Annotated in this window: 26 protein-coding genes and 1 other RNA gene; 7 read left to right on the forward strand and 20 right to left on the reverse strand. The window is 65.9% G+C overall.

The annotated features are described in order from the left end of the window. Positions 1 to 67 precede the first annotated feature (67 nt). Together ACFSX5_RS02675 and ACFSX5_RS02680 are read left to right on the forward strand one after the other, a co-directional pair. Complete coding sequence (locus ACFSX5_RS02675) at positions 68 to 307, forward strand: type II toxin-antitoxin system Phd/YefM family antitoxin (RefSeq protein WP_386831522.1); 240 nt, start codon at positions 68 to 70, stop codon at positions 305 to 307. Next, complete coding sequence (locus tag ACFSX5_RS02680; RefSeq protein ID WP_386831524.1) at positions 304 to 705, forward strand: type II toxin-antitoxin system VapC family toxin; 402 nt, start codon at positions 304 to 306, stop codon at positions 703 to 705. The genes ACFSX5_RS02675 and ACFSX5_RS02680 overlap by 4 nt, the downstream gene beginning before the upstream one ends. Here ACFSX5_RS02680 and mraY read toward each other — a convergent pair. Genes mraY through rsmH form a run of 6 tightly spaced genes read right to left on the reverse strand, consistent with a single transcriptional unit; the run spans position 702 to position 7820 of the window. Continuing rightward, on the reverse strand, positions 702 to 1787 hold the full coding sequence (gene mraY, locus ACFSX5_RS02685) for a phospho-N-acetylmuramoyl-pentapeptide-transferase (RefSeq protein WP_386831526.1): 1086 nt from the start codon (positions 1785 to 1787) through the stop codon (positions 702 to 704). The genes ACFSX5_RS02680 and mraY overlap by 4 nt on opposite strands. A 31-nt stretch (positions 1788 to 1818) precedes the next feature. Next, positions 1819 to 3216, reverse strand: coding sequence for a UDP-N-acetylmuramoyl-tripeptide--D-alanyl-D-alanine ligase (locus ACFSX5_RS02690; protein WP_386831527.1), 1398 nt, complete (start codon positions 3214 to 3216; stop codon positions 1819 to 1821). 50 nt (positions 3217 to 3266) lie between these two features. Continuing rightward, complete coding sequence (locus ACFSX5_RS02695; RefSeq protein ID WP_386831529.1) at positions 3267 to 4709, reverse strand: UDP-N-acetylmuramoyl-L-alanyl-D-glutamate--2,6-diaminopimelate ligase; 1443 nt, start codon at positions 4707 to 4709, stop codon at positions 3267 to 3269. A gap of 23 nt (positions 4710 to 4732) precedes the next feature. Then, positions 4733 to 6439: a peptidoglycan D,D-transpeptidase FtsI family protein gene (locus ACFSX5_RS02700; protein ID WP_386831531.1), complete on the reverse strand. Its 1707-nt coding sequence runs from the start codon at positions 6437 to 6439 to the stop codon at positions 4733 to 4735. Then, positions 6439 to 6822 carry a cell division protein FtsL gene (gene ftsL, locus ACFSX5_RS02705; RefSeq protein WP_386831533.1) on the reverse strand — a complete coding sequence of 128 codons (384 nt, stop codon included), beginning with the start codon at positions 6820 to 6822 and terminating at the stop codon, positions 6439 to 6441. The genes ACFSX5_RS02700 and ftsL overlap by 1 nt, the downstream gene beginning before the upstream one ends. Continuing rightward, positions 6819 to 7820 carry a 16S rRNA (cytosine(1402)-N(4))-methyltransferase RsmH gene (gene rsmH, locus ACFSX5_RS02710; protein WP_386831535.1) on the reverse strand — a complete coding sequence of 334 codons (1002 nt, stop codon included), beginning with the start codon at positions 7818 to 7820 and terminating at the stop codon, positions 6819 to 6821. Before rsmH ends, ftsL begins: the two co-directional genes overlap by 4 nt. A 192-nt stretch (positions 7821 to 8012) precedes the next feature. Between rsmH and ACFSX5_RS02715 the strand changes: the two genes are divergently transcribed. From ACFSX5_RS02715 to ACFSX5_RS02725, 3 genes are read left to right on the forward strand one after another with little or no spacing between them, the layout of a single operon-like run. After that, the gene (locus ACFSX5_RS02715; RefSeq protein ID WP_386831537.1) at positions 8013 to 9503 is read left to right on the forward strand and encodes a sensor histidine kinase; all 1491 of its coding nucleotides are present in this window, start codon (positions 8013 to 8015) and stop codon (positions 9501 to 9503) included. After that, positions 9500 to 9946 (forward strand): response regulator, encoded by a 447-nt coding sequence (locus ACFSX5_RS02720; RefSeq protein ID WP_386831539.1) that lies wholly within the window; start codon positions 9500 to 9502, stop codon positions 9944 to 9946. Before ACFSX5_RS02715 ends, ACFSX5_RS02720 begins: the two co-directional genes overlap by 4 nt. Beyond that, positions 9947 to 10984 (forward strand): response regulator, encoded by a 1038-nt coding sequence (locus tag ACFSX5_RS02725; RefSeq protein ID WP_386831541.1) that lies wholly within the window; start codon positions 9947 to 9949, stop codon positions 10982 to 10984. It abuts the gene before it with no gap. Between the two features lie 21 nt (positions 10985 to 11005). Here ACFSX5_RS02725 and rnpB read toward each other — a convergent pair. From rnpB to katG, 8 genes are all read right to left on the reverse strand, one after another. Then, positions 11006 to 11390, reverse strand: an RNA gene (rnpB, locus tag ACFSX5_RS02730) — RNase P RNA component class A. 46 nt (positions 11391 to 11436) lie between these two features. Beyond that, positions 11437 to 12150, reverse strand: coding sequence for a TerB family tellurite resistance protein (locus ACFSX5_RS02735; protein ID WP_386831542.1), 714 nt, complete (start codon positions 12148 to 12150; stop codon positions 11437 to 11439). A gap of 117 nt (positions 12151 to 12267) precedes the next feature. Beyond that, positions 12268 to 13086, reverse strand: a complete 819-nt coding sequence (locus ACFSX5_RS02740; protein ID WP_386831544.1) for a hypothetical protein — start codon at positions 13084 to 13086, stop codon at positions 12268 to 12270. A 195-nt stretch (positions 13087 to 13281) separates the two neighbouring features. After that, positions 13282 to 14199: a methylenetetrahydrofolate reductase [NAD(P)H] gene (gene metF, locus ACFSX5_RS02745; RefSeq protein WP_386831546.1), complete on the reverse strand. Its 918-nt coding sequence runs from the start codon at positions 14197 to 14199 to the stop codon at positions 13282 to 13284. After that, positions 14196 to 15161, reverse strand: a complete 966-nt coding sequence (locus ACFSX5_RS02750; protein WP_386831548.1) for an ArsR/SmtB family transcription factor — start codon at positions 15159 to 15161, stop codon at positions 14196 to 14198. The genes metF and ACFSX5_RS02750 overlap by 4 nt, the downstream gene beginning before the upstream one ends. Before the next feature lie 81 nt (positions 15162 to 15242). Beyond that, the gene (locus ACFSX5_RS02755) at positions 15243 to 16037 is read right to left on the reverse strand and encodes a hypothetical protein (RefSeq protein ID WP_386831549.1); all 795 of its coding nucleotides are present in this window, start codon (positions 16035 to 16037) and stop codon (positions 15243 to 15245) included. 79 nt (positions 16038 to 16116) lie between these two features. Further along, complete coding sequence (locus tag ACFSX5_RS02760; RefSeq protein WP_386831551.1) at positions 16117 to 17247, reverse strand: DUF2336 domain-containing protein; 1131 nt, start codon at positions 17245 to 17247, stop codon at positions 16117 to 16119. Positions 17248 to 17395: 148 nt separating this feature from the next. Beyond that, positions 17396 to 19615, reverse strand: coding sequence for a catalase/peroxidase HPI (katG, locus tag ACFSX5_RS02765; protein WP_386831553.1), 2220 nt, complete (start codon positions 19613 to 19615; stop codon positions 17396 to 17398). 99 nt (positions 19616 to 19714) lie between these two features. Here katG and ACFSX5_RS02770 point away from each other — a divergent pair, with 99 nt between their 5' ends. Further along, the gene (locus ACFSX5_RS02770) at positions 19715 to 20626 is read left to right on the forward strand and encodes a hydrogen peroxide-inducible genes activator (protein WP_386831555.1); all 912 of its coding nucleotides are present in this window, start codon (positions 19715 to 19717) and stop codon (positions 20624 to 20626) included. Here ACFSX5_RS02770 and rarD read toward each other — a convergent pair. Then, complete coding sequence (gene rarD / locus ACFSX5_RS02775; protein ID WP_386831557.1) at positions 20613 to 21566, reverse strand: EamA family transporter RarD; 954 nt, start codon at positions 21564 to 21566, stop codon at positions 20613 to 20615. The two genes, ACFSX5_RS02770 and rarD, sit on opposite strands and share 14 nt — an antisense overlap. 188 nt (positions 21567 to 21754) lie before the next feature. Here rarD and ACFSX5_RS02780 point away from each other — a divergent pair, with 188 nt between their 5' ends. Next, on the forward strand, positions 21755 to 22186 hold the full coding sequence (locus ACFSX5_RS02780) for a host attachment protein (protein WP_386831559.1): 432 nt from the start codon (positions 21755 to 21757) through the stop codon (positions 22184 to 22186). A gap of 212 nt (positions 22187 to 22398) precedes the next feature. Here the strand turns inward: ACFSX5_RS02780 and ACFSX5_RS02785 are convergent, their stop codons facing one another. From ACFSX5_RS02785 to relB, 5 genes are all read right to left on the reverse strand, one after another. Continuing rightward, a complete protein-coding gene (locus tag ACFSX5_RS02785; protein ID WP_386831560.1) occupies positions 22399 to 23235 on the reverse strand; it encodes an alpha/beta fold hydrolase in 837 nt (278 codons plus the stop codon). Next, complete coding sequence (locus ACFSX5_RS02790) at positions 23229 to 23543, reverse strand: hypothetical protein (protein WP_386831562.1); 315 nt, start codon at positions 23541 to 23543, stop codon at positions 23229 to 23231. The genes ACFSX5_RS02785 and ACFSX5_RS02790 overlap by 7 nt, the downstream gene beginning before the upstream one ends. Before the next feature lie 5 nt (positions 23544 to 23548). Then, the gene (locus tag ACFSX5_RS02795) at positions 23549 to 23809 is read right to left on the reverse strand and encodes a hypothetical protein (protein WP_386831564.1); all 261 of its coding nucleotides are present in this window, start codon (positions 23807 to 23809) and stop codon (positions 23549 to 23551) included. 218 nt (positions 23810 to 24027) lie between these two features. Continuing rightward, positions 24028 to 24297 carry a type II toxin-antitoxin system RelE family toxin gene (locus ACFSX5_RS02800; protein ID WP_386831566.1) on the reverse strand — a complete coding sequence of 90 codons (270 nt, stop codon included), beginning with the start codon at positions 24295 to 24297 and terminating at the stop codon, positions 24028 to 24030. Beyond that, positions 24294 to 24527, reverse strand: coding sequence for a type II toxin-antitoxin system RelB family antitoxin (gene relB, locus ACFSX5_RS02805; protein WP_386831568.1), 234 nt, complete (start codon positions 24525 to 24527; stop codon positions 24294 to 24296). Before relB ends, ACFSX5_RS02800 begins: the two co-directional genes overlap by 4 nt. Positions 24528 to 24532 lie beyond the last annotated feature (5 nt).

Consider the following 24532-nt stretch of genomic DNA (forward strand, 5'->3'; position numbering starts at 1 on the left):
CGAGTCGACGCCGATCTGTTGAGCAGCCATATCAACTGGAGTAGCGTTGGACGACGCGAGGACTGCCATGGACGAAAAGTGGGAAATCGCGCCACGTTCTGACCTCGAGCAACTGGTCGAGCGCGTGGCGCATGGCGAAAGCGTGGAACTGACCCGCGGCGGCAAGACCGTGGCCCGCATAGTGCCCGCCAAAGGGGCCGGTTCCGCCCCACCCAGTTGGGAGGAACTGGCCGAGTTGCGCAAGGGTGTAAGGCTACCAGAGGGCATGTCCATCAAGGACATGATCAATGACGGCCGGACCAGATGATCGTTGTAGATGCCTCGATCACCGTTGCCTGGTTATTGGCCGAAGAAGAAGCCGCGTCCACTCGCAGTGTCTACGAACAGGTCATGCAGACTGGCATTGCAGGACCAGCCATCTACCAGATTGAAGTGCTCAACGCGCTGCGCACGGCACTTCGCCGCAAGAGCATAACGCGTGAGAAGCGCGACGAAGCGTTGGCTGCCTTCATGCGAATGATCGTGGCAGATCCCGGCCCGGAAGCGGAACTGACCGAGGTCGCCAACATCTCAGATCGGCACGACCTAACTGCTTACGACGCCAGCTACGTCGCCTTGGCTAAACTCCGCAACGTGCCGCTGGCGACGCTCGACGAGGCCATGGCTCGGGCTGCCCGGGCGGAGGGCATCCCCGTCCTCCCCTAGCGCAGCTTCAGGCTCGACAGCCCAATCAACGCCAGCACGAAGCTGATGATCCAGAAGCGGATCACCACCTGCGACTCCGTCCAGCCCAGATGCTCGAAGTGGTGGTGGATGGGCGCCATTCGGAACACCCGCTTGCCGGTGAGCCGGAACGAGGCCACCTGCACGATCACCGAGACGGTTTCGAGCACGAACAGACCGCCGATGATCGCAAGGACGATCTCGTGCTTGGTGGCGACGGCGATGGCACCCAGCGCACCCCCGAGGGCGAGCGAGCCCGTGTCGCCCATGAAGATCTGCGCCGGCGGGGCGTTGAACCACAAAAAGCCGAGGCCAGCGCCGATCAGCGCGCCACAGACCACCGAGAGCTCGGCCGTGCCGGGTACGGCATTGAGCAGCAGGTACTCGGCATAGGTGGTGCTGCCGACCAGATACGCGATGAACCCGAAGCACGCCGCGGCGACCATCACCGGCACGATGGCGAGCCCGTCGAGGCCGTCAGTGAGGTTCACCGAGTTGCCCGCTGCCACAACCACGAAGCCGCCGAACAGGATGTAGAAATAGCCGAGGTTGAGCGCGAGGTCCTTGACGAACGGGAACAGCAGCGAGGTGCCGTAGGCGCCCGACGCCAGTTGCGAGATCGCAAACGCCGCCATGCAGCCGATGATGGCTTCGAGCAGCAGCCGCTGCTTGGAGCCGAACCCGGCATGGCTCATGCGCTTGACCTTGAGGTAGTCGTCGTAGAACCCGATGGCCCCGAAGCCCACGGTTACGAACAGCACCACCCAGACATAGCCATTGGTCAGGTTTGACCACAGCAGCGTCGAGATCACCGCGCCGGACAGGATCATCAGCCCGCCCATGGTGGGCGTGCCCTTCTTGGTGAGAAGGTGCGACTGCGGCCCGTCCTCGCGGATCGGCTGGCCCCGGCCCTGCTTGACGCGCAGCAGCGCGATCATGGCCGGGCCGAACAGGAACACGAAGAACAGGGCGGTGACTACCGCGCCAGCCGTGCGGAAGGTGATGTAGCGAAAGACGTTGAACGCCGCGAACGCGTCACCCAGCTGGCCAAGGAAATACAGCATGTAGGGGAAATTCCTCTCGCGTGGGTGGTGTTCAGGCCCGCTCGAACCTGTTGCGGATTTGCTCCACGACGCCCGCCAGCCCCACGCCGTTTGACCCTTTGATCATAACAGCGTCCCCATAGGCAAGATCGGCAACGACGATCTCCGCCATCTCCCCCGCTGTCTGTGTATGGGCAGCAACACGCCCCTGCCCCAGTGCCTCGGCGAGTGCCTGCATCTGCGGCCCCACCAGGTAGACACGGTCGGCACCGGCCGCCAGCACTGCGGGCGCCAGGCTGCGGTGCAGCTCGGCACTCTGCGTTCCGAGTTCGCGCATGTCCCCGAGCACGATGATCTTGCGTCCGCCGGGCGCCTCCTGCCGGGCGAACACGTCGAGTGCGGCCGTCATCGAAGCGGTGTTGGCGTTGTAGCTTTCGTCGATCAGCAACAGCGGCCGGCCGGACGGACCCAATCGAGTCCGGGCACCACGCCCCGGCTGCGCCCCGAAGCCAGCCAATGCTCGCAGCGCGACCGCCGGCTCCACGCCTGCAGCATGGCTTGCAGCGAGCGCGCCCACCGCATTGGCCACCATGTGGCGTCCCGGCACATTGAGCAGCAGCTCGTAGCGCTGACCCTCGTGCTCCACCGTTGCGACGCTGCTTTCCGGCAGGCTCTCGATGTTGACGATCTGCCAGTCGACACCGCGCGCCTCTCCATAGGTCACGACGCGCCCCACGCCCGCGGCGCGCGCCTCTTCCAGCAGCACATCCAACTGCCCGTGATCGGCATTGAGGATGGTCGTGCCACCCGGCTCGAGCCCCGAGAATATCTCGGATTTCGCGCGGGCGATGGCATCCAGTGAACCCAGCGCCTCGAGATGCGCCGGGGCGATGGTAGTGATCACTGCAATGTGCGGGCGCACCAGCCGCGTCAGCGGCCGGATCTCCTCGGGCGCGCTCATGCCCATTTCGAACACGCCGAACTGCGCCGAAACCGGCAGGCGCGCCAGCATCAGCGGCACGCCCCAATGATTGTTGAAGCTCTTGATCGAAGCATGCGTCGACCCGGCCGCTTCGAACACCACGCGCAACGCTTCCTTGGTCGTGGTCTTGCCCACGCTACCGGTGACCCCGACAATGACGGCGCGGCTGCGCTCGCGCGCGGCACGGGCGATGTCGCGCAGTCCCTCAAGCGCATCGGGAACGATGATGCGACCGGCCCCATCGCCGCGCCCCTCGGTCACCAGCGCCGCCACAGCGCCATCCTTCAGCGCCTGCTCGACAAAGTCATGGCCGTCGAAGCGGTCGCCCTTTATGGCCACGAACAACGCATCCGGCCCGAGTTCGCGTGAGTCGATGGAGATCGCGTTGATCGGCGTGTCGCCGCCCAGACCGGTGCGGCCGCCGGTGACGGCCAGGATGTCGGCGACGGTGAAGTGCGGTTGGCTCATCGCATGGTCCGTAGAATGGTGCGGCGGCCCCCGTCGCCTGCTCCGGGCGGTCAGCCCTTGATCGCCTCGGCCACCGCTTCGTGGTCCGAGAAGTGGTGCTTGGTGGTGCCGACGATCTGGTACTCTTCATGCCCCTTGCCGGCAATCAGCAACACGTCGCCTGGCTGCAGTGCCTTCACCGCTGCCGCAATCGCCGCCTTACGGTCGCCGATCTCCTTGGCACCGGTCGCCGTGGCAAGGATTTCGGCACGGATGGTCGCCGGGTCTTCGGTGCGGGGATTGTCGTCGGTGACGATGACGTCGTCCGCCATGCGCTGGGCCACCTCGCCCATCATCGGCCGCTTGCCCTTGTCGCGGTCGCCGCCAGCGCCGAACACCAGCCGCAGCTTGTTCTTGGCATAGGGCCGCAGGGCCGACAGCGCCGACTCCAGCGCCACCGGCTTGTGCGAGTAGTCGATGAAGATCGCCGCACCATTGTGCTCGGCGACGAGCTCAAGCCGCCCCTTGGCGCCCTTCAGCTCCGACAGCGCCGGGAACGCGTCCGCCTTGTCGACGCCGCTCGACATCGCCAGCGCCGCCGCGATCAACGCATTCGACACCTGGAACTCGCCGGTCAGCGGCAGGTGGAAACTGGTCTTTTCGCCCACGTGCCGCACTTCCACCCGCTGGCCGTAACCTTCGGGCTGGATGGACAATATTTCGATATAGGCGCCTTCGCGGCCGACGGTCAACAGGGTTGCCCCGGCGCTCAGCGCCGCGAACATGAACGGCTCGTGCTCCGGATCGTCGACATTGACTATAGCGGGGCCGGTATCCACCAACAGGTCGGTGAACAGCCGCAGCTTGGCGTCCCGGTACTCGTCCATGTTGGCGTGATAATCGAGGTGGTCGCGGCTGAGATTGGTGAAGGCCACCGCCTCGAAATGGATCCCGTCCAGGCGGCGCTGGTCGAGCCCATGGCTCGATGCTTCCAGCGCCACATGGTTGATGCCCTGCGCCTTCAGCGCCCGCATCGACTGGTGCAGCGTGCGCGAGTCCGGCGTCGTCAGCGCCCCATCGATATGTCGGGTCGCGGTGTCGACGCCCAGCGTGCCGATGCTGGCCCCAGGAATACCGGCATGGGTCCAGATCTGCCGCACGAAGGAGGCGACGGACGTCTTGCCGTTGGTACCGGTCACCGCCACGGTGATTTCCGGCTGTGGCTCGTAGACGCGCGACGCCGCGCGGGCATAAGCGGCGCGGACGTCCTTGACGATGATCACCGGAACGCCGGGATCACCCGGTGGGTCGATGTCGGTGACGATAGCGAGGCACCCGCGACGCACCGCCTCGGGGATGAACTGGTTGCCGTGCACGCTTGCGCCAGGCAGGGCGAAGAAGACATCACCCGGCTCGATCCGGCGACTGTCGGAATTGAGCCCGAAAACCGCACCCAGGCCCTTCTTGGGCCGGGCACCGGAGCCTTCAAGCAGTTGGGTTACGCTGAGTGACACGGCTTCAATCCTTCTGGATCGGATTATCGGAGGGCAGGTGGGACAAGATTAAGGTCGGTCACTTCCGAAAAGTCCGGAGCGATCCCGAGCATGGGAGCAATCCGCTGCACGATGCGCCCGGTCACCTGGCCGGCGTTCCAGCCAGCGGTGGTGCCGGACTGCGGATTCTCCCGCTTCGGCTCGTCCACCATGATGACCATGGCGTAGCGCGGATTGTCGAGCGGGAAGGCCGAGGCGAAGAAGTTGGTGACGACGTTGGACGAGTAGCGGCCGTCGATCACCTTTTCGGCGGTGCCGGTCTTGCCGCCCACGCGGTATCCCTGCGCTGCCTTGTTCATCTGCGAGCCCGAACCTTCCAGCGCGTTGAGGCGCATCAGGTAACGGATTTCGGCGCTGGTCTCGGGCTTCAGCACCCGCCGGTAGAACTGCTGCGCCTCCTCCACATCGCGCTGATACAGCGTCGGCGGGACATAGTTGCCGCCATTGACGAAGGAGGCATAGGCGGTGACGAGGTGGAGCGGCGAGATCGACAGACCGTGGCCGAACGACGCCGTCGCGGCCCCGACTTCCGACAGTTCCTTCGGCACGACCGGCAGACGCATCTCCGGCAATTCGAACGGCACCCGCTGGTCGAACCCGAGCGTCGACAGAAACGCGCGAAACGCGTCCTTGCCCATGGCCTGCATGATGCGGATGGTGCCGATGTTGGACGAGTATTTGTAAACCTCCGGCAGGCTGAGGATGCGGTGCTTGCCGTGGAAGTCGTCAATGGTGAAGCGGCCGAAACGGATGCCGAAGCGGGCATCGAACTGGTCACTGATCTTGACCATGCCGCTGTCGAGCGCACCGGCAATGGTCACCGTCTTGAAGGTCGACCCGGGCTCGAAAATGCCGGCGGTGATGCGGTTGAACGTATCCTTCACCAACGCCGTGGCGGGCTGGTTCGGGTCGAAGTCCGGCAGCGACGCCATGGCGACGATCTCGCCCGTATGGACGTCCATCATCACCCCGGCTGCAGCCGCCGCCTGATAGCGCGTCATCGCGTCGGTGAGTTGCTCGTGCATGATGTGCTGCACGCGCATGTCGACCGAGAGCTGCACGGGCGCCAAGGCATTGCCGCGCGCCAGGCCAAGTTCCTGCAGCAGGGCGACGTTTTCGTCGTCCATGTGCTTCTCGATCCCGGAGATGCCCTGGTTATCCACATTGGTAGACCCCAGGATATGCGACGCCTCGGTGTGTCCGGGGTAGAAGCGCTTGGATTCGGTGATGAAGTCGATGCCCGGGATACCGAGGCGCATCACTTCTTCCTGGATGGCGGGCGTCAGCTCGCGCTGCACCCACACGAACCCCTTGTCGCCGGTCAGGCGTCGCCGCAGCCAGTCCGGGTCGAGGTCGGGCAGAACCGTGCGCAGCTTGCGCACCGCTTCCTCGACATCGATGATCCGCCGCGGCTCTGCGAACAGTGATGGCACGCGGATGTCGACGGCCATCTCGAGGCCGTTCCGGTCCAGGATCGGTGGGCGGGTGGCGGTGATCGCGTCGCGCGTCTGCCCCTCGATCGTCTGATCGCTTTCCACCAACCCGAGCTGCACCAGCCGGCCTCCAACCAGCCCGAAGCCCAGCAGCAGCGCAAAGATCATCCAGCGAATGCGCGCCTGCGTCAGCGTACCGCGCGCCTTGCGGGCGCCGTCGATGCTGATGGTTGACCCAAACTCCGCCGTTACCGCCACTATTCGATCCCTTCGAGTTCGAGAATGGCATCGATCGGGTCGACGCCCGCTTCGAGCGACAGGAACAGGGCATCCATGGCCGCCGAATTGGGTTTGGCCGGACGCATCGGCAGGTCCAGGAAGGAGCCGAACTGCTCCTGCTTCACCGGCTCGATGCCGAGTGTGGCCTGGTGCCGGCGCACGATCGGCTCGATATGGCCGGGCTGGCTCAGCACCGCTTCCTCGGCCTTGAGGATGGAGAGCTCTCCCTCCTGTTCATCGATATGGGCGATCAGCGCGGTGCGCTGCGCCGCCGTGTCCTCGATCGAGAACTTCAACGCATAAACGCCGGAGAGCATCAGCACGCTGGTAAAGATCAGGAAGATGTTGATGCTGCGGATCATGCGGCACCCCTGACCGTGGGCACGCCGAGACCCTTGAAGCTGGTGGGACGAGCCGCCGCGGCAGCACGGGTCGCACTCCGCAGCACAGCGGATCGCGCCCGCGGGTTACGCGCCAGTTCCGCTTCGCCCGGCTTGACCGCCTTGGTAACATCCACCCAGCGGCGCGGCTCCACATCCGCCTGCGGCAGGTGTCGGGACTGGGCCGGGCCGCCCTTTTCCGGGTCGAAGAAGCGTTTGACGATCCGGTCTTCCAGCGAATGGAAGCTGACCACCGCCAGCCGCCCACCCTCGGGCAGCAACCGCTCCGCGGCAAACAGCGCTTCCACCAATTGCTCGAACTCCGCGTTCACCGCGATCCGGAGCGCCTGGAAACTGCGCGTCGCCGGATGCGCGTCGCCCGGCTTCCGGCCGATCGCCTTCTCGATCAGCCGCGCCAGTTCGGTCGTGGTCTCGATCGGCGCCGTCTCCCGTGCCGCCACGATCGCCTGCGCGATCCGGCGGGACTTGCGCTCCTCGCCATAGGCATAGAGCAGATTGGCGAGGTCCTCGGCTTCCAGCGAGTTGACCAGATCGGCAGCGCTCTCGCCTTCCCCGGCCATGCGCATGTCGAGCGGTCCCTCGCGCATGAACGAAAAGCCGCGCTCGGCCGTGTCGAGCTGCATCGAGGAAACCCCGATGTCGAGCACCACCGCATCGACCTGGCCCTGCCCGCTGGCGTGGACGTCGAGTTCGGAAAAGCTGCCCGGCACGAACACGAAGCGGTCCTGGAACGCCTCAGCAAGCGCCTCGGCATGGGGCCGTACGCTCGGATCGCGATCGATCGCGATCACCGAGGCGCCGGCTTCCAGCAGCGCCCGTGAATATCCACCGGCCCCGAAGGTGCCGTCCACAATTCGCTTGCCTTCCAGGGGAGCGAGCGCAGCCAGCACCTCGTCCAGGAGGACGGGAATGTGCGGGCCGCCGGCCATGCCGCTCTCGGGCAGGGAACGCTTGCCCATTGCTACCACTCGCACTCCAATCGCGGCCGCCGGCGGGAGGCCCTGTAAACTCCGCATCAATCTCGCCAAGGACGCTTAAGATTCTGTTTCCCATTCGGGCTCCACCGAAAAATCCCTGCGACGCCGAATGCATATTGCCCCCACCCAAGCTTTGGGCGATGTGTTTCCCGGACCATTTCGGGGGACATCGCATTGCCCATATCGAGCAACGTCTTCGTACGCTCGGGCGTCATCCTGCTGCTCGTGGGTTTTCTGGCGCTGGCGGGCATCGTCGGCACCACCATCTGGCTCGTCGAGCAAACCCAGGTCTACTTCAACGAGGTAATCGAGGCGCGTGACGCCCGCACCGCCGCCGTTGACCTCCGTACCGCCCTGCAGGACGCCGAAACCGGCCAGCGCGGTTACATCCTTACTCAGGACGAGGGCTACCTCGAGCCCTACACGACAGCGCTCGACATCGTGGAGGAGAGTTACCGGCGGCTCGAGGAGGTGCTCGTCGCCTACCCGCAAGCCGCCGAACCCATGCAGACCCTGCGGGGCGACATCGACTTCAAGCTCGCCGAGATGGCCCGCACCATCGATCTCGTCCGCGAAGGCGCTGTGGCCGAGGCGATCGAAATCGTCCGCACCGATCGTGGCAAGGAGGCGATGGATCGCTCCCGCACCTTCTTCGACGCGCTGATCCGCGCCGCCGACGACCGTCTCACCAGCGGCGCCGAGGACCAGCGCAACGCCGCCACCGCCCTGCGCTGGACCAACATCGCCGGCGCCTTCGTGATCTTCGTTGTGGTTGGTGCCTTCGCCTGGACCGTGGTGTCCTACACCCGCGAACTGGCCAAGGCCCGCCAGGAGGTGGAACTCGCCAATGCCAGCCTCGAGGAACGGGTGCGCGAACGCACCGTCGATCTCGGCCGCGCCAACGAGGAGATCCAGCGCTTCGCCTATATCGTCACCCACGACCTCAGGGCGCCGCTCGTGAACATCATGGGCTTCACCAGCGAGCTCGAAACCAGCGTGGGCGAGCTGTCGAGCTACATGCAGGATCGTGAGGACCCCGATCCTGCGTTCGCCGCTGCGCGCACCGCCGCAACCGAAGACCTGCCCGAGGCCATCACCTTCATCCGCGCCGCCACCCGCAAGATGGACGCGCTGATCAACGCCATTCTCAAGATTTCGCGCGAGGGCCGCCGCCAGCTCAAGCCGGAGTCGGTCAACCTCGATGAACTGGCGGAAGCCTCCGCTGCGGCAATTCACCACCAGGTTGCCGACAAGGGCGGAGCTATCGATGTCGACATCGCCGTTCCGCGCGTGATAACGGACCGTCTGTCGGTCGAACAGGTCCTCGGGAACCTGCTCGACAACGCCGTCAAGTATCAGGATCCGGACCGGCCGCTGGCGGTACGGATCCGCGCCAGGCAAGTGGCTGGCAACCGCATCGAGATCGAGGTCGAGGACAACGGCAGGGGCATTGCCGCAACCGACCACGAACGGGTGTTCGAGCTCTTCCGCCGCTCGGGCGCGCAGAGTCAGCCGGGTGAAGGCATCGGGCTTGCCCATGTGCGCACCATGGTGCGCAGCCTCGGCGGCGACATCACGCTCCGGTCGGAACTCGGCCAGGGCACGACTTTCATCATCACGCTGCCACGGGACCTACGCAGCTATCTGGAGACAGTTTCGAAATGAGCCATGACGCCAAGCCTGTCACCATCGTGATGATCGAGGACGACGAGGGTCACGCCCGTCTCATCGAGAAGAACATCCGCCGCGCCGGCGTCAACAACGAGATCGTGCCCTTCACCGACGGCACCTCGGCCCTCACCTATCTGATGGGCCAGGACGGCAGCGGTGAGGTCAGCAGCGGCCGCCAGCTCCTGGTGCTACTCGACCTGAACCTGCCGGACATGACCGGCGTCGACATCCTCGAAAAGGTCAAGGGCAACGAGCACACCCGTCGCACCCCCGTCGTGGTGCTGACCACCACCGACGATCAGCGCGAGATTCAGCGCTGCTACGATCTCGGCGCCAATGTCTATATCACCAAGCCGGTGGACTATGATGGCTTCGCCAATGCCATCCGCCAGCTCGGCCTGTTCTTCTCCGTCATCCAGGTTCCCGAGTCGGAGTAAATGCCGGACCGCACGCCGCACATTCTCTACATCGATGACGATCCGGGCCTCTGCCGCCTCGTGCAGAAGGCGCTGGAGCGGCGTGGCTATGTAGTCGAATGCGCCCATACCGGCGAAGAAGGGCTGGCGCGCCTGCGCCAGGGCGGCATCGACGTCGTTGGGCTGGACCACTATCTGCCGACCGGCACGGGTATCGACGTGCTGGCGGCCATGGCCGATCTCGATGACCACCCCGCCGTCGTCTACGTGACGGGCACCGCCGAAACCGCCGTGGCCGTCGCCGCCCTCAAGGCCGGCGCCAGCGACTACGTGCTGAAGACCGTCGACAGCGATTTCCTCGAACTGCTCTCGAGCTCCATCGGTCACGCCGTCGATCTGCTGCGGCTCAACCGCGCCAAGGCCCGCGCCGAGCAGGAAATGCGCGAAGCGCGGGATCGCGCCGAGATGCTCCTCGGCGAGGTCAATCACCGCGTCGCCAACAGCCTCGCCATGGTCGCCGCGCTCGTCGGGCTGCAGGCCAACGCCATCGACAACGAGGAAGCCCGCAACGCCCTTGCCGAAACGCAGGCCCGCATCCAGGCCATCGCCGGCGTCCACCGGCACCTCTACACCACCGACGACGCCCGCTCCGTCCAGCTCGGCGATTACCTGCAGAGCCTCGCCGCCGAACTCGAGACCACCATGCAGGCAGCCGGCGCCCTCGCCCGCATCGCCATCGACGCGCAGAACGTCTCCATTCCCACCGAAAAGGCAGCATCGGTCGGCGTCGTCGTCACCGAGCTCGTCACCAACGCCATCAAATATGCCTATCCCTCGGGCACCGGCGGCGAGGTGCGGATCGTGCTGCGCTCAACCGAAGAAGCCGTGATCGACCTGCGCGTCGAAGACGACGGCATCGGCTGGGATGGCACCGGCAAGCCTCAGGGCACCGGGCTCGGCAGCCGCATCGTCAAGGCCATGGCCCACAGCCTCGGCGCCTCCGTCGCCTACACCAACCAGCGCCCCGGCACCCAGGTCACGCTGCAGTTTCCGGTGTAGGCTCCGTCTGCCCACAAGTTAAGCGCCAGTTGACCTGTAAGCCGGGTTCTGTAGGGCCGCGTTGCCGCGGCGTGGTGGCCATTCATCTGTGGCGCCTGTTGCCAGGACGCTCGTGCAACCAACCCGGATGACCGGCCTCAAAACTGGCTGGAGCCGAAGCTCCGCGTCATCCCTATTTGGTCTTGCTCCCGGTGGGGTTTACCGTGCGGCCCCCGTTGCCGGCGGCCCGGTGCGCTCTTACCGCACCCTTTCACCCTTACCCCGGCGAACCGGGGCGGTTTGCTTTCTGTGGCACTTTCCCTGGGGTCGCCCCCGGCGGCCGTTAGCCGTCACCGTGTTTCGAAGGAGCCCGGACTTTCCTCCAGCGGGCAGTTACCCACCCGCCAGCGGCCACCCGGTCAACTGGCAGCCCGATGTAGGGAGTTGGGGGGAACCCCGTCAACCCAAAACGCTCAGGCGCTCGGCAGCAGTTTGGGTTGCGCCGGCTTGGTCAGTGCCTGGTAGGCGAGGTTGATCGCCTTCATCCGGTCGGTCGCAATGTCGATCAGGTCCTCGGGCACGCCCTTGGCGATCAGTCGGTCGGGGTGATGCTCGGCCACCAGCTGCCGGTAGACACGGCGGATCTCGTCCTGCGGCGCATCCGGCGCGAGGCCCAGCACCAAGTATGGGTCGATGTCGTCGCCCAAGCGCACATGCTGGCTCGCCAACTGATCGAAACGCACCTCGTCGAAGCCGAAAATGCCGCTCACCGAGCGCAGATAGTCGAGCTCCGCCTCGTGCACGAGGCCATCTGCGGTGGCGATATAGAACAGGCTGTCGAGCACATGCTCCAGCGTTTCTGGGCTGTCGGCGAAGAAGCGGCCGATCTTGCGGGCATAGGCGTCGTAGCCGGCGACGTCCTGCTTGGCGAGATTGAACACCCGCGCCACCTGCTCCTCATGCCCATGCGAGATTTCGACCGTGGCGCGAAAGGCCCGCTCCTCGGAGGCAGTCACTGCCCCGTCCGCGACGGCCATCTTGGCGGCAAGCGCGATCAGCGCCAGCGTGAACGCGGCATCGCGTCCGCCCGGCAGCCAGTTGTCGGGATCGAGCGCATTGGCGAGCGATCCCATCACGCCGGTCCGTTTGCTGAACGAACCGACGAAATCGCTCAGGCGCTCCCACATGTCGTTGTCCTCGGGCCGAGTCATCCGCACACCACGCAAACCGACGCACCGCCTTGAAGCGGCGGCGCGACCATACTTTGAGTGGGAGCGGCGGTCCATGCCCGCAGCGCAGAGCTGTCAGTCGCCGAACGGGAAGAAGTAGAAGTCGTCCGCGGGCGCGACGAGCCGGTCACGACGGGGTGCCGGCTCCAAATAGGCACTGGCATTGCCCTGGCGCCGCGCCAGGAACTCGGACAGCGGGCCGCTCTCCCAATCCTCGAGGTCGGCGGCGGTGATCTCCACGGGTGGCACCGGAGCCACCACGGTATCGGGAATGATCAGCGGCGGCGCACCGGTGGCTGGCGTGGCGGCAACCGCCGGAGCCACACCGAAGGTGGGGGCGGTCTGCGGCGTGGGCCGCATCGACAGCGGCATCGGGAACGGCACTGGCTTCTCGGGCACGGCGGCAACGGTGATTGGATCGTCCTCCACCGGCTCGGCAACAGGCTTGGCAGGTGCGCTCGGCTGCGTTGCGGCCGGGGTGGTCACGGCAGCAGCCGCTGGCGCTTCGTTACCGCCATCGCTGATATAGCTCGGCAACGGCTTGCCGGACTGAACGTAGCTGGCAACCGGATCGGTCGACGCGGATGTGGGCTTCGGCTGAGCGGCGGGCTTCGCCGGCTCGACCGCTGCCACCTCTACCGCTTCCGGCTCCACCTCGGGTTCAGGCGCGCTCGTCGGCTTGGTGGCCGCGACCTCCACAGCCGGGGCTCTCGGGCGCTCTGCGGCCGGACGCGGTACGGGCGCGGGTGGCGTCGCCGGCGCGGTGACCGTCGCAGCACGCTCGGTGGCGGGCTCCAGCAACTGCGCCGACACCAGGTCTGCGACCGGCACTCCGACGATGATGAACACACCGGCCCAAGCAAGGCCATTGGTGAAGCGGCGATCGATCTGCATTGCCTACGTCCCGATAGTCTATCCGCCCTCGCGGGCGACAAAGCCGGTCTTCATGGCCACAATATGGACCGGCAGCGCTGTTGCTTGCGCCCGGCAAGCTGAACCGAACCTGAATGACGCTGTTCAGGCCGCGCGGAGATGGCACCAGAACATGGTGAATGCAAGGTTAACGACGCCCTGCCCCGGCCACCGTCATCACGTTGCCGAGACCGTCTCTTCGGCTGGCCGGCGTCCCAGCAACCGGGCCAGCGCCAGCACCAGGTTGTAGCGGTTGAGCGTATAGAAGTGGAACTCGGTGACGCCTTCGTCGAGGAGTTCCGTCACCTGCTCCGCCGCTACGGCCGCCGCCACCAATTGGTGCGTCTCGGGGTCGTTCTCGAGGCCCTCGAACCGATCCGCCAGCCAGGTCGGGATCGACGCCCCGCAGCGCGAGGCGAAGCCGGAGATCTGCTTGAAGCTGTGGATCGGCTGGATGCCCGGCACGATCGGCGCCGTGATCCCCGCCGCCCGCGCCCGCTCGAGGTAGCGAAGATAGTCGGCATTGGAGAAGAACATCTGCGTGATCGCCCGATCGGCACCCGCATCAAGCTTGCGCTTGAGATTGTCGATCTCCGCGCCCCAATCGGCGCTCTGCGGGTGCCGCTCTGGATAGGCGGCGACCGAGATGTCGAAGTCGCCGATCCTGCGAATGCCGGCGACGAGTTCGGCCGCGTTCCGGTATCCTTTCGGATGCGGCACGAAGGGCTGCCCCACGCCCTCGGGAGGATCACCGCGCAGTGCGACGATGCGGTTGATGCCGGCGCGCTGGTAGCCGCGAACCACTTCGTCCACCTCGTCGCGCGAGGCGCCGACGCAGGTCAGGTGCGCCGCTGCATCGACCCCGGTTTCCGACTTCACCTGCGAGACCATCCGCAGCGTCCGCTCCCGCGTGGTGCCCCCGGCACCATAGGTCACCGACACGAAGCGCGGCCGGAGCGGCGCCAACTTGTGGATCGTCTCCCAGAACCGCTCTTCCATCGCGTCGGTCTTGGGCGGAAAGAACTCGAAGGAAATCTGCAGCGGCGGCCGCAACTGCGCCGGCTGTCGGCTGGTGCGGGCGGTATCGTCGATCATTGTCCGTTCCGTTTCTTCACGTCACTGAGCCGCCACAGGCAGACGGTGAGCCCCCTGCTCCCGTTGCCGCTCGGAAATTCCTGTACCAGGTCCACCGCAAGCTCTGCGCCGCCGGCCCATCCCTGCATCTGCGCCTGCGACAGCCCCAGCCGGCGATGGGCATGTTCGGTGCGCAGGAATTCGAGGTCGTGCGGCGCGAAGTCGACGATGATCATCTGCCCGCCCGGCTTCAGCAGCCGCCGCGCCGACAGGAGCATCCGGCCGGGATCGTCGAAATAGTGCATCACCTGGTGGATCACGATGACGTCGGCGGGTCCGGGATTGAGGTCCACGTCGCCGATGTCCCCCAGCCGCACCTGCGCATGCTGCACGCCCGCCTGCGCCAGCCGCGCCCGCGCCACCGTCAGCATCTCCCGGCTCGAATCGATGCCGATGCCACGACGGTACGAGCCCCCCAAGACTTCGAGCATGCGCCCGGTGCCGGTACCGAGGTCGATCAGCGTATCCACCACCCGCCCGTCCAGCGCAGCCACTACCGCCGCCTCGACAGCTTCCTCGGGCACGTGCAGGGTCTTGAGCAGGTTCCAGCTCCCCGCCACCTTGGCGAAATAGTCCGCCGCCTGCGCCTGCTGCGCCTGCCGCACCAATTGCTGCCGCTCGACGTCGCGACGCCGGTCGGGATCCTCGTCCTCCACCCGGGCGACCAACCAGCGCGCGAGCTCGGCCCCCTCGCCTTCCTGCGCCAGCCCGTAATAGGCCCAGGCCCCTTCGGCGTTGCGTTCGATGAGTCCGGCGTCGGCCAGGAGTTTCAGGTGGCGCGACACGCGCGGCTGGCTTTGCTTGAGGATTTCGGTGAGATCCTTGACCGAATGGTCGCCATCGGCCAGCAGGGCAAGCAGGCGCAGCCGGGTGTCCTCACCCGCAGCCTTCAGTACCCCGACCAGACTCGCCAGCTCTGCCATTCGCCTCACCAGATATAAAGATATCTTTATGTCTGACGCGACTGCAGATCAAGCGCGAAATCGCTGCAGAAAGTTTGCAGTTCAGCGCTCGCCGGGAACGAAACGCAGCCGAAGCTTGCCCAGAGCGCTGTCGGGATGCGGCTCCGGCACTCCCGCCCGCCCGCGCCGGGTGATCTGGCTGCGCCACACATGCACCGCCAGTGTCCGCTCGGTCACATAGTCCTCGAGCCGTGACCCGGGCTCCAGCAGGCTCCCCACGCGCTCATACGGCACCGGGTAGAACACGCCCTGCGGCTGGATCGGCCCGATGCCGAGATGCTTGCAGAAATAAGTCAATGGAAACGGGCCTGTAGCCCCGAACTGCATGTCTTCCGGCGGAACCTTTTCCCCGAACAGCCGCCGCACCGCCACCTCTACCCGCCGCATCGGCGGCAGGTACGGCACGACCAGCCGCCGCTCCAATGCGGTGAACACCCCCAGCATCGCCGCCAGCAGCGGCGAACCAGCCGGGATGCGCAGCACGGCATTGTTGATGGACTTGGGCGTCTCGTAGCCGAGCACATAATCCGGAAGGTTTTCCAAGGGCTTGAGGCAGATCATGTCCAGATCCGCCCACAGCCCCCGCTCCTCCGCCATCAGCATCAGCCGGAACCGGTCCGAGAACACCGCCGGCGTGCCGTGCCCCTTGTAGAACACCAGTTCTTCGGCCGGCAGGATGCTCGCGGCGTCCATCCGGTTCACACCGGCCGGCAACCCCTCGAGCGGCTCGTAGCTGTAGACGTCGACCCGGTGCCCGGCGGCAAGAAAGGTCGCGGCGGATAGCCGTTCCAGCCAGCTCACCGGCCCGTGCCAGAAGGAAACGATTGTGGGCAGCACCGGCAAAAGTCCATGAAGGCCGCCGCATCCGCGCGGCAGCCCTCCTCTAGCCGCCGGACCCGCCGGCGGGCAAGCCTCCTCAGCCGTTGGCGGCGGCGCGGTGCTCGCTGGCCGCGCGCTTGCGGAAGGCATGCGCCCGCCACAGCTCGAAGATGCCGGCAGCCTCTTCCCGGTCGAGCGCGCGGAAGCGGCTCAGCACCATGCTCTTGTCGGTTTCGGTCGGCAGGTCACGCCAGGGCAGCGTCGCCACCACGGCCTCGAACAGCTCCGGCGAGAGGCCTGCGGCGCGCAACGCCACGGTGATCGCCACATAGTCCTGGCTCGCCATCCACTTCAGGAACACTTCCGGACCGATCTTGAGCCACACCGTCAGCGCCGCAGCGGCGTGATGGCCATAGCCGAACCGCGCGAAGCGGGCGAGCGCACGGTCATCGAGCTGCTTGCGGTCCGACAGCGCCTTGACCTGGTTATAGGCCAGCTTCCACTCGTTGGCCGAGAAGCCGGCCCGGTTGCGCATGCGGTTGTAGACCACGGCGTTGATCTTGCCGGCCGCGACCGGATCGACCGGACGGGTCACCTGCGCCAGGCTCTCCAGCACGCGGTTGGCAGCGGTGTCGATTTCGCCCCGCAACATCTTCCAGTCGATGTCGGAGCGCCCGCGCAGGTCGGCGGCGATCTCCGCGTCACGGGTGGCGCGTTCCACGAGCCGCTCCACCGTGGCCTTGTTGAGTTCGGCGTTGGCGTTGCGCACGAGGCGCGTCACCGACGCCGTGCCCCCATGCTCGACGATCGCACCGCCGACGCGCTCTGCGACGTTGGCGCGGCCGGCGATGGCGACGCGGTGCTCTTCGCTCTGGTGGCTGATGATGTCGATCAGGTCGTCGTCGCTGAGAACGCTGGAGAATTCCAGCAGCGGCCGGGCGACCTCGATGTCGTCATTGGCGAGCTTGACCACCACCGTGCCCGGTGCCCGCTCCAGCGGTGCCAGCACCCGCGCCACATGCGCCCGTGCCTCGACCTCCACCATTTCGGCGAGTTGGCACAGCACTTCGTCGTACTGGGCGACCTGCTCGTCGTCGCAGCGGTCGGAGACGTAGCTGAACAGCTGCGCCATGTTACGAAACAATTGCTCGCGTTCAGAATGGCTGTCCTCGCCATTCAACACGCGGAAACTCGAAAAGGCCCTCTGGCCCGCTTCCAGCTCGTTCATCGAGGTCCCCCGGCTTCTGCCGCTACTGACAGGAACGATGACCTCGCAACCGCTTGTGGTGGCTGAAAGCGAAGGGTTGGATTTGTTTAAAATTGTAGGGTCGCCGGACGGGTAAGGCCCCGGAGAACTGTCTCCGGGGCATTGATGCTTAACGATCCGAATAGACCAGGTCGAAGCGGTCGGCGTTCATCACCTTGACCCAGGCGGCAACGAAGTCGTCGACGAACTTCGGTGCGCTGTCGGACTGGGCGTAAACCTCGGCCAGTGCTCGCAATTGCGAATGCGAACCGAAGATCAGGTCGACGCGGGTGCCGGTCCACTTCAACTGGCCGGTCTTGCGATCGCGGCCCTCATAGACACCCTTCTCGCCAGCCTTGGGGGACCACACCGTGTCCATCGTCAGCAGGTTCAGGAAGAAGTCATTGGTGAGGGTTTGGGGACGATTTGTCAGCTTTCCGTGCCCGTTGACACCGATATCGAGCACTCTGAGGCCACCAACCAGCACAGTCATCTCCGGTCCGGTGAGCCGCAGCAGTTGCGCCCGGTCGATCAGGGCTTCTTCCGGCTCCATGAAGCGGCGATCGCTGAGATAGTTGCGGAAGCCATCGGTGCGCGGCTCGAGCGCCTTGAACGACTCCACGTCGGTCTGCTCCTGCGATGCGTCCATGCGCCCGGGAGTGAACGGCACCGTCACCTCGTGACCGGCCGCCGCCGCTGCCTTCTCGATGCCGACGCCACCGGCGAGCACGATCAGGTCGGCGAGCGACACCTTCTTGCCGCCGGTCTGGGCGGCATTGAACTCGGCCTGCACGCCCTCGAGCGCTGCCAGCACGCGTGCCAGTTGTTCGGGCTTGTTGACCTCCCAGTCCTTCTGCGGCGCCAGGCGAATGCGCGCGCCATTGGCGCCGCCGCGCTTGTCCGAACCGCGGAAGGTGGAGGCCGAGGCCCAGGCGGTGCCGACCAGTTCGGCAACCGACAGGCCGGTCGCCGCGATCATCTGCTTGAGCTGGGCGATATCGGCTTCATCGACCACCGGGTGATCGAGCGGCGGGATCACGTCCTGCCAGATCAGGTCTTCGGCCGGCACTTCGGGGCCGAGGTAACGAACCTTGGGGCCCATGTCGCGGTGGGTCAGCTTGAACCACGCGCGGGCGAAGGCATCGGCGAACTGATCGGGGTTCTCCAGGAACCGGCGCGAGATCTTCTCGTATTCCGGGTCGAACCGCAGGGCCAGGTCTGTGGTCAGCATGGTCGGGCGGTGACGCTTGGCCGGATCGAAGGCGTCAGGGACGTTGAGGTCGTCGGTCTTGGCGACCCACTGCTTGGCGCCGGCCGGGCTGGTGGTCAGCTCCCACTCGTAACCGAACAGGTTCGAGAAGAAATAGTAGCTCCAGCGCGTGGGCGTCTGCGTCCAGGTCACTTCGAGACCCGACCCGATGGTGTCGCCGCTATGGCCCTTGCCGTACTTGCTCTTCCAGCCGAGACCCTGGTCCTCGAGGTCGGCACCTTCCGGCTCGGCTGCGATCAGCGACGGATCACCGGCGCCATGGGTCTTGCCGAAGGTATGGCCGCCGGCGATCAGCGCCACGGTTTCCTCGTCGTTCATCGCCATGCGGCGGAAGGTCTCGCGGATGTCGCGCGCTGCGGCGAGCGGATCCGGATTGCCATTCGGACCTTCCGGATTGACGTAGATGAGGCCCATCTGCACGGCGCCGAGCGGCTCCGACAACTGACGCTCGCCCGAATAGCGCTCATCGCCCAGCCAGGTGCCTTCCGGCCCCCAGAACAGTTCTTCGGGTTCCCACACGTCGGCACGGCCACCGGCGAAACCGAAGGTCTTGAAGCCCATCGACTCGAGCGCGACGTTGCCGGTGAGGATCAGCAGGTCGGCCCAGGAGATCCGGTTGCCGTATTTCTGCTTGATCGGCCAGATCAGCCGGCGCGCCTTGTCGAGGTTGACGTTGTCGGGCCAGGAATTGAGCGGCGCGAAGCGCTGCTGCCCCTGCCCGGCGCCACCGCGACCGTCGGTGATGCGATAGGTGCCGGCCGAGTGCCAGGCCATGCGGATGAACAAGCCGCCATAGTGACCGAAATCGGCCGGCCACCAGTCCTGCGAGTCGGTCATGACCTTGCGGAGGTCCGCCTTGACTGCAGCGAGATCGAGCTTCTTGAACTCCTCGGCATAGTCGAAGTCGGGGCCCATCGGGTCGGAGAGCCCGGAGTTGCGGTGCAGCATCGAGAGATCGAGCTGGTGGGGCCACCATTCGCGATTGCTGCGGCCCCGGCGATTACCGCCACTGCCATGGGCAACCGGGCATTCCCCGGCGGGCGCTATTGGCTCTGACGTGGTCTCGACGTGTTCATCCATGACGGGCTCCTTTTTTGTGCTTTGTTGAACCCGGTATAGTGAGGTGACAATCATTCGGCCAATCGATAGTTCTTCCCTTATCCATAGGCCGAGGTTATCGTGAAAATCTCCCTCAAGCAGATGCGCTATGCCGTGGCCGTGGCCGACCTGGGCCATTTCGGCCGCGCCGCCCGCGCCTGCCACGTCAGCCAGCCGGCCCTGAGCCAGCAGATTCAGTCGGTGGAACAAGCCTGCGGCACCAGCCTCTTCGATCGGCTCAAGGAGGGGGTGCGCCCGACCCCATTCGGCGCCGAGTTCGTCGCCCGCGCCCGCCGGGTGCTGGAAGAGGCGGAGGCGCTGTCGAGCTTCGCGCTACGGCGGCGCGCCGAGCCGGATCGCCCGGTCCGGTTCGGACTGATCCCGACCGTCGCACCCTACCTGCTGCCCGACATCTTCCCGGCGCTGGCCAACGAGTTGCCGCACCTGTCCTTCACCATCAGCGAAAACCGTACCGACGCCCTCATCAACGGGCTGGCCGACGGAAATCTCGACATCGCCCTGATCGGCACGCCCCCTCCGGAGCATGGGGTCCGGCTCACCAGCGTGGCGCTGTTCCACGACCCCTTCGTGTTGGCCACCAGCCGAGCGGAAACGGCAAGCACGCCACTTTCATTGGCCGACCTCGCACCGGAGCGCATCCTGCTGCTCGACGAGGGCCACTGCTTCCGCGAGCAGGCCATCGCTGCCTGCCGCATCGACAGCGATCTGGCCGCCCGCACCTTCGCCGCGACCTCCCTGTCGACCATCGTCGAGTTCGTCGCCAACGGTCAGGGCGTGACCCTCCTGCCCGAAATCTCGCTGCGCAAGGAGGCGTCGGACGCTCGCATCGTCGTCCACCGGCTGGGCAGTCCGGGCCCCGGACGCCAGTTGTCGCTGGTGTGGCGGGAGGCGACGCCCTTCGCCGCCACCTTTCAGCGCATCGCCGAGGTCATCCGCGCCACGCACAAAAAAAAGGAGACTAGGCCGGCTTGAGGCCCCGGCCGCGGCGGCGGAAGCTGTCATAGCTGAACACCACCAGCGACAGCCAGATCAACACGAAGCTCAACAGCCGCAAACCGTTGAGCTCCTCGCCGAAGATGAAGATGGCCACCAGGAACTGCAGCGACGGCGCGATATACTGGAACATGCCGATGGTGGTCAGCCGCAGCCGCTGCACCGCAAAGGCGAACAGCAGCAACGGCACCGCCGTGGCCGGGCCGGTGAAGATCAGCAGCAGCATCGTGCCCGGATCGGCGTGCGGCCCCCAGCCAGCGGTGATGATGGAGAAGCCGACATAGGCCAGCGCCGCCGGCGCGAGGATGGCGGTCTCGGCGAACAGCCCGGTGGCCGGCCCTAGCATCGCCGTCTTGCGGAAATAGCCATAGAAGCCGAACGAGAAGGCGAGCCCCAGCGCGATATACGGCACCGTGCCGATCCCCATGGCCTGGATCGCGATGGCCACCATTGCCATGGCGATCGACACCGTCTGCAGCCTGTTCTGCCGCTCGCCGAGCAGCACCATGCCGATGGCGATGTTGACCAGCGGGTTGATGAAATAGCCGAAGCTCGCCTCCAGCACCTGCCCGGTCTCCACCGCCCACACATATAGCAGCCAGTTTACCGCCAGCAGCACGGAGGAAAGCGCCATCACGCCCACCTTGCGGCGGTCGCGGAAGAATTCGCGCACCTCGCCAAACCGCGTGGTGAGGAAGACGACGACCGCCAGCAGCACCAGCGACCACAGCGTGCGCTCGGCGACGATCAGCACGGAGCCAACGGAGTCCAGGGCCCGGAACAACAGGGGCAGGAAGCCCCAGAGCAGGTAAGCGGCGAGCGCCGCGGCCACACCCTTGCGGCCCTCGCGCGGATCAACGACGGGCGGCGCCGCCGCTGCCGCTGGCACGGCTTCCGGGGCGGATTCGGGCAGGGACATGGTCAGGACTTCTCTTCTGCGCCGGGGAAGGCGCTTGTAGCAGTCTTAGCAATGCCACCGCCGCCGGGCCAATGAGTCTTTGTGATCCGGCGCGTGGGTCTTGCGAATAGGTCCGGTCCAACTTTTGAGCGTCCCCTGCGTTAGCCCTGTGCGGCCAATGCCGCATTTGCGACCACGAGGAGACCGACATGAAGAAGACCATTACCTGGATCCTGATTGCCAACGGCGCCCAGGCGCGCGTGCTGGAAAACACCGGACCGGGCAAGGGCCTGACCCTCGTGCAAGGCCTGAACTGGGAGGTCGAACCCCTGCAGGGGCGCGACATCACCACCGACCGGCCCGGGCGCACCGGTACCGGCAACATGGAGCCGCGGACCGACCCCGTCGATCACCGCGAAGCCGAGTTCGTCAAGGGCGTCGCCCTCGTGCTGGAGCGCAAGTGTCAGGAAGGCGCGTTCGACCGGCTGGTGATCAGTGCCGATCCCAATTCGCTCGGCGTCATCCGCAAGGCCATGTCGCCCAATCTGAAAAAATGCGTCGTTGGTGAACTCGACAAGGACCTCACCAACATTCCCACGCCACAACTGAACCAGCACTTCGACGGGATCATCGCAGCCTAGAGTCCGGTGCCTGGACCTCATGGTTCGACAAGTTCGCCATGAGATCGACCGGGCCGCTGCATTCACGGAAGACCTCGCCCTGAGCCTGTCGAAGGGCGAAGTCGATGCTACCGGCGTTGTGAATCAAACCCTTAACGGCCGAACCGGACTCAACTCACCACCGATCTCAACCACCATCACAAGCCGCTGACGCACCACGTCAGCGGCTTGATTCACTCCTCGAACTCGTCGCCGCCGCCTTCGAGCGCATCGAGGAATTCCAGCAACAGCGAGTTGACCAGTTCCGGCTGTTCGATGCTGGGGATGTGCGCTGCCCCTTCCAGCACCACGGCGAAGGCGTTGGGCATGGTTTCGGACAAATGCTCGTGCCGCTCGATCAGGGCGGAAAAATCCTCGTCGCCCACCATCAGCAGCGTCGGCGTATTCACCTCGCCCACCCGGCGCCAGGCATCGGGCGGCACCTCTTCCTGGGTCAGTTGCGGCTTGGCGATTGCCTTGCCATTCATGTCGAGAAACAGTTCGCGCACCGCCCCGCCAACCCGGCCGCTTTGCGCCCGCGGCCCATCGAGCCATTCATGCGCCTGCACCCGGTTGAGCCCATCGATGTCGCCGCGCTCCCAGGCGTCCTCCTCGGCCATCTCGATGGCGCGCTCTTCCTCGGTCGTGCTCCACGGCGCCCCCGTCACGGAAGTGCCGACCAGCACCAGCCCGATGGTGCGGCCCGGATGCTTCAGCGCGAAATCCAGCGCCAGCCCGCCGCCCATGGAGCAGCCGACCAGCACCGCCGCATGGATGTCGAAGGCATCGAGCAGCGCCTCGAGATCATCGAGGTGGCTGAACGGCTCGTCGGCGCTCTCGGTCTCGCCATAGCCGCGCCGGTCATAGGCGATGGCGTGCCAGCCGGCCTCGGCCGCAGCCTCCATCTGGCTCAGCCACATGCGCTTGTCGCAAACACCGGCATGGAGAAACACCACCGGCAGGCCCTCGCCGAGCTCGAGCCCCGCCAGCACCGCGCCATCGATCTCGAGTTCGAACGGATCGCCTACCATGCGCAGAGCTCCGCCTCGGTATCCGGATTGACCCAGCAGGCGCCATCCTCCTCGGAACGCAGATAGGGCCCCGGCAGCGCCACGGACCGGCCGCCGCGCTCGAACTCCGCGCTGACGAAGGCCTCGCCCGGTGTGTCGATCCACAGCTCGAAGCTCGGCTTGCCCTTCCCCTCGATGCGGAAGCTGCCGGCATCGTCGAGCACGGTGAACCGGCACGGATATTCGCCGTCATCACTGGTGTAGCAGGTGGCGTCCTTGGCCGCTGCCGGTACCACCACCGCCGCGAAGGCAAGGCCGGCGAGCAGCACCTGCCTTACGGCCGCTGTTCCACCAGCACGCAGAACTGAAGATCCTCGTCGTGCATCCAGCATCCGTCTTCTCCCGGCACCCGCGTGAAGCGCCCCAGTTCGTCCGGCGGACTGCCCGGCCCCGCCTCGGCGGCGATCAGATAGCCCAGACCCTCGTCCGCAGCGGTCAGCGCAAAGGCAAAGACCTGCCCGTCCGGCAACCCGAAGGTGACCCCACCGCCATCCACGGCCACGTCGCAGGGAAACGTCTCATACCCGCTCACCATGCACTGCCCCGGCGCGGCCCAAGCCGCCCCGGCCATCACCCCCGCAGCGGCCAAACCCAAAGCGGCCGCCCACACAACCCGTCTCAACTCCATGCCCCCTGGCAACAGCAAACCCTCGCCGCAAATCCTTCTTTAGCGCGGTGAGCCGGGGATGTCGCGAGGATTTGCGACGGTTGGGTGAATGGAGGGCACCCCCAGGATTTATCCCTGCCGCGAACCTACCGATACACCTCACCACGATGACCGACGGCGAGAACGACAACCACGACCTGATCGAACTCGATACGGGTGATGATCCGGATATCACCGACGCGGTATCGCCACGCGCCAGCGAAATCGGCCTTCAACGCCTTGCCGAGTTGCCGTGGGTCGTCGAGTGGCGCCACGCGCTCCGCCAGATACCGGAGCACACGGGCGCGATCCGTTGACGAAAGCCGTTGCAGGTCCTTATCGGCACGCGGCTCGAAGCCGATGGTCCAGCGGCTCACTCACTGCCGCTCGCCTTGAGATCATCCGCGTATCGCCGAAGCATGTCTTCGAGCGGAATACGCTCACCACTGTCGGTGCGGTGGCGCTCTTCTGCCAGATACGCGTCTTCGAGATCGTCGATGTGCTCGACGATGGCTTCGCGCGCATAGAAGCTCTTGCTGCGTCCGGTGCGCTGGGCCAGCGCTTCCAGACGGCGTTCGATGTCTTCCGGCAGTCGCAGGGCGAGCATGAGGC

The sequence above is a fragment of the Devosia albogilva genome (assembly GCF_042685625.1).
Lineage (GTDB): Bacteria > Pseudomonadota > Alphaproteobacteria > Rhizobiales > Devosiaceae > Devosia > Devosia albogilva.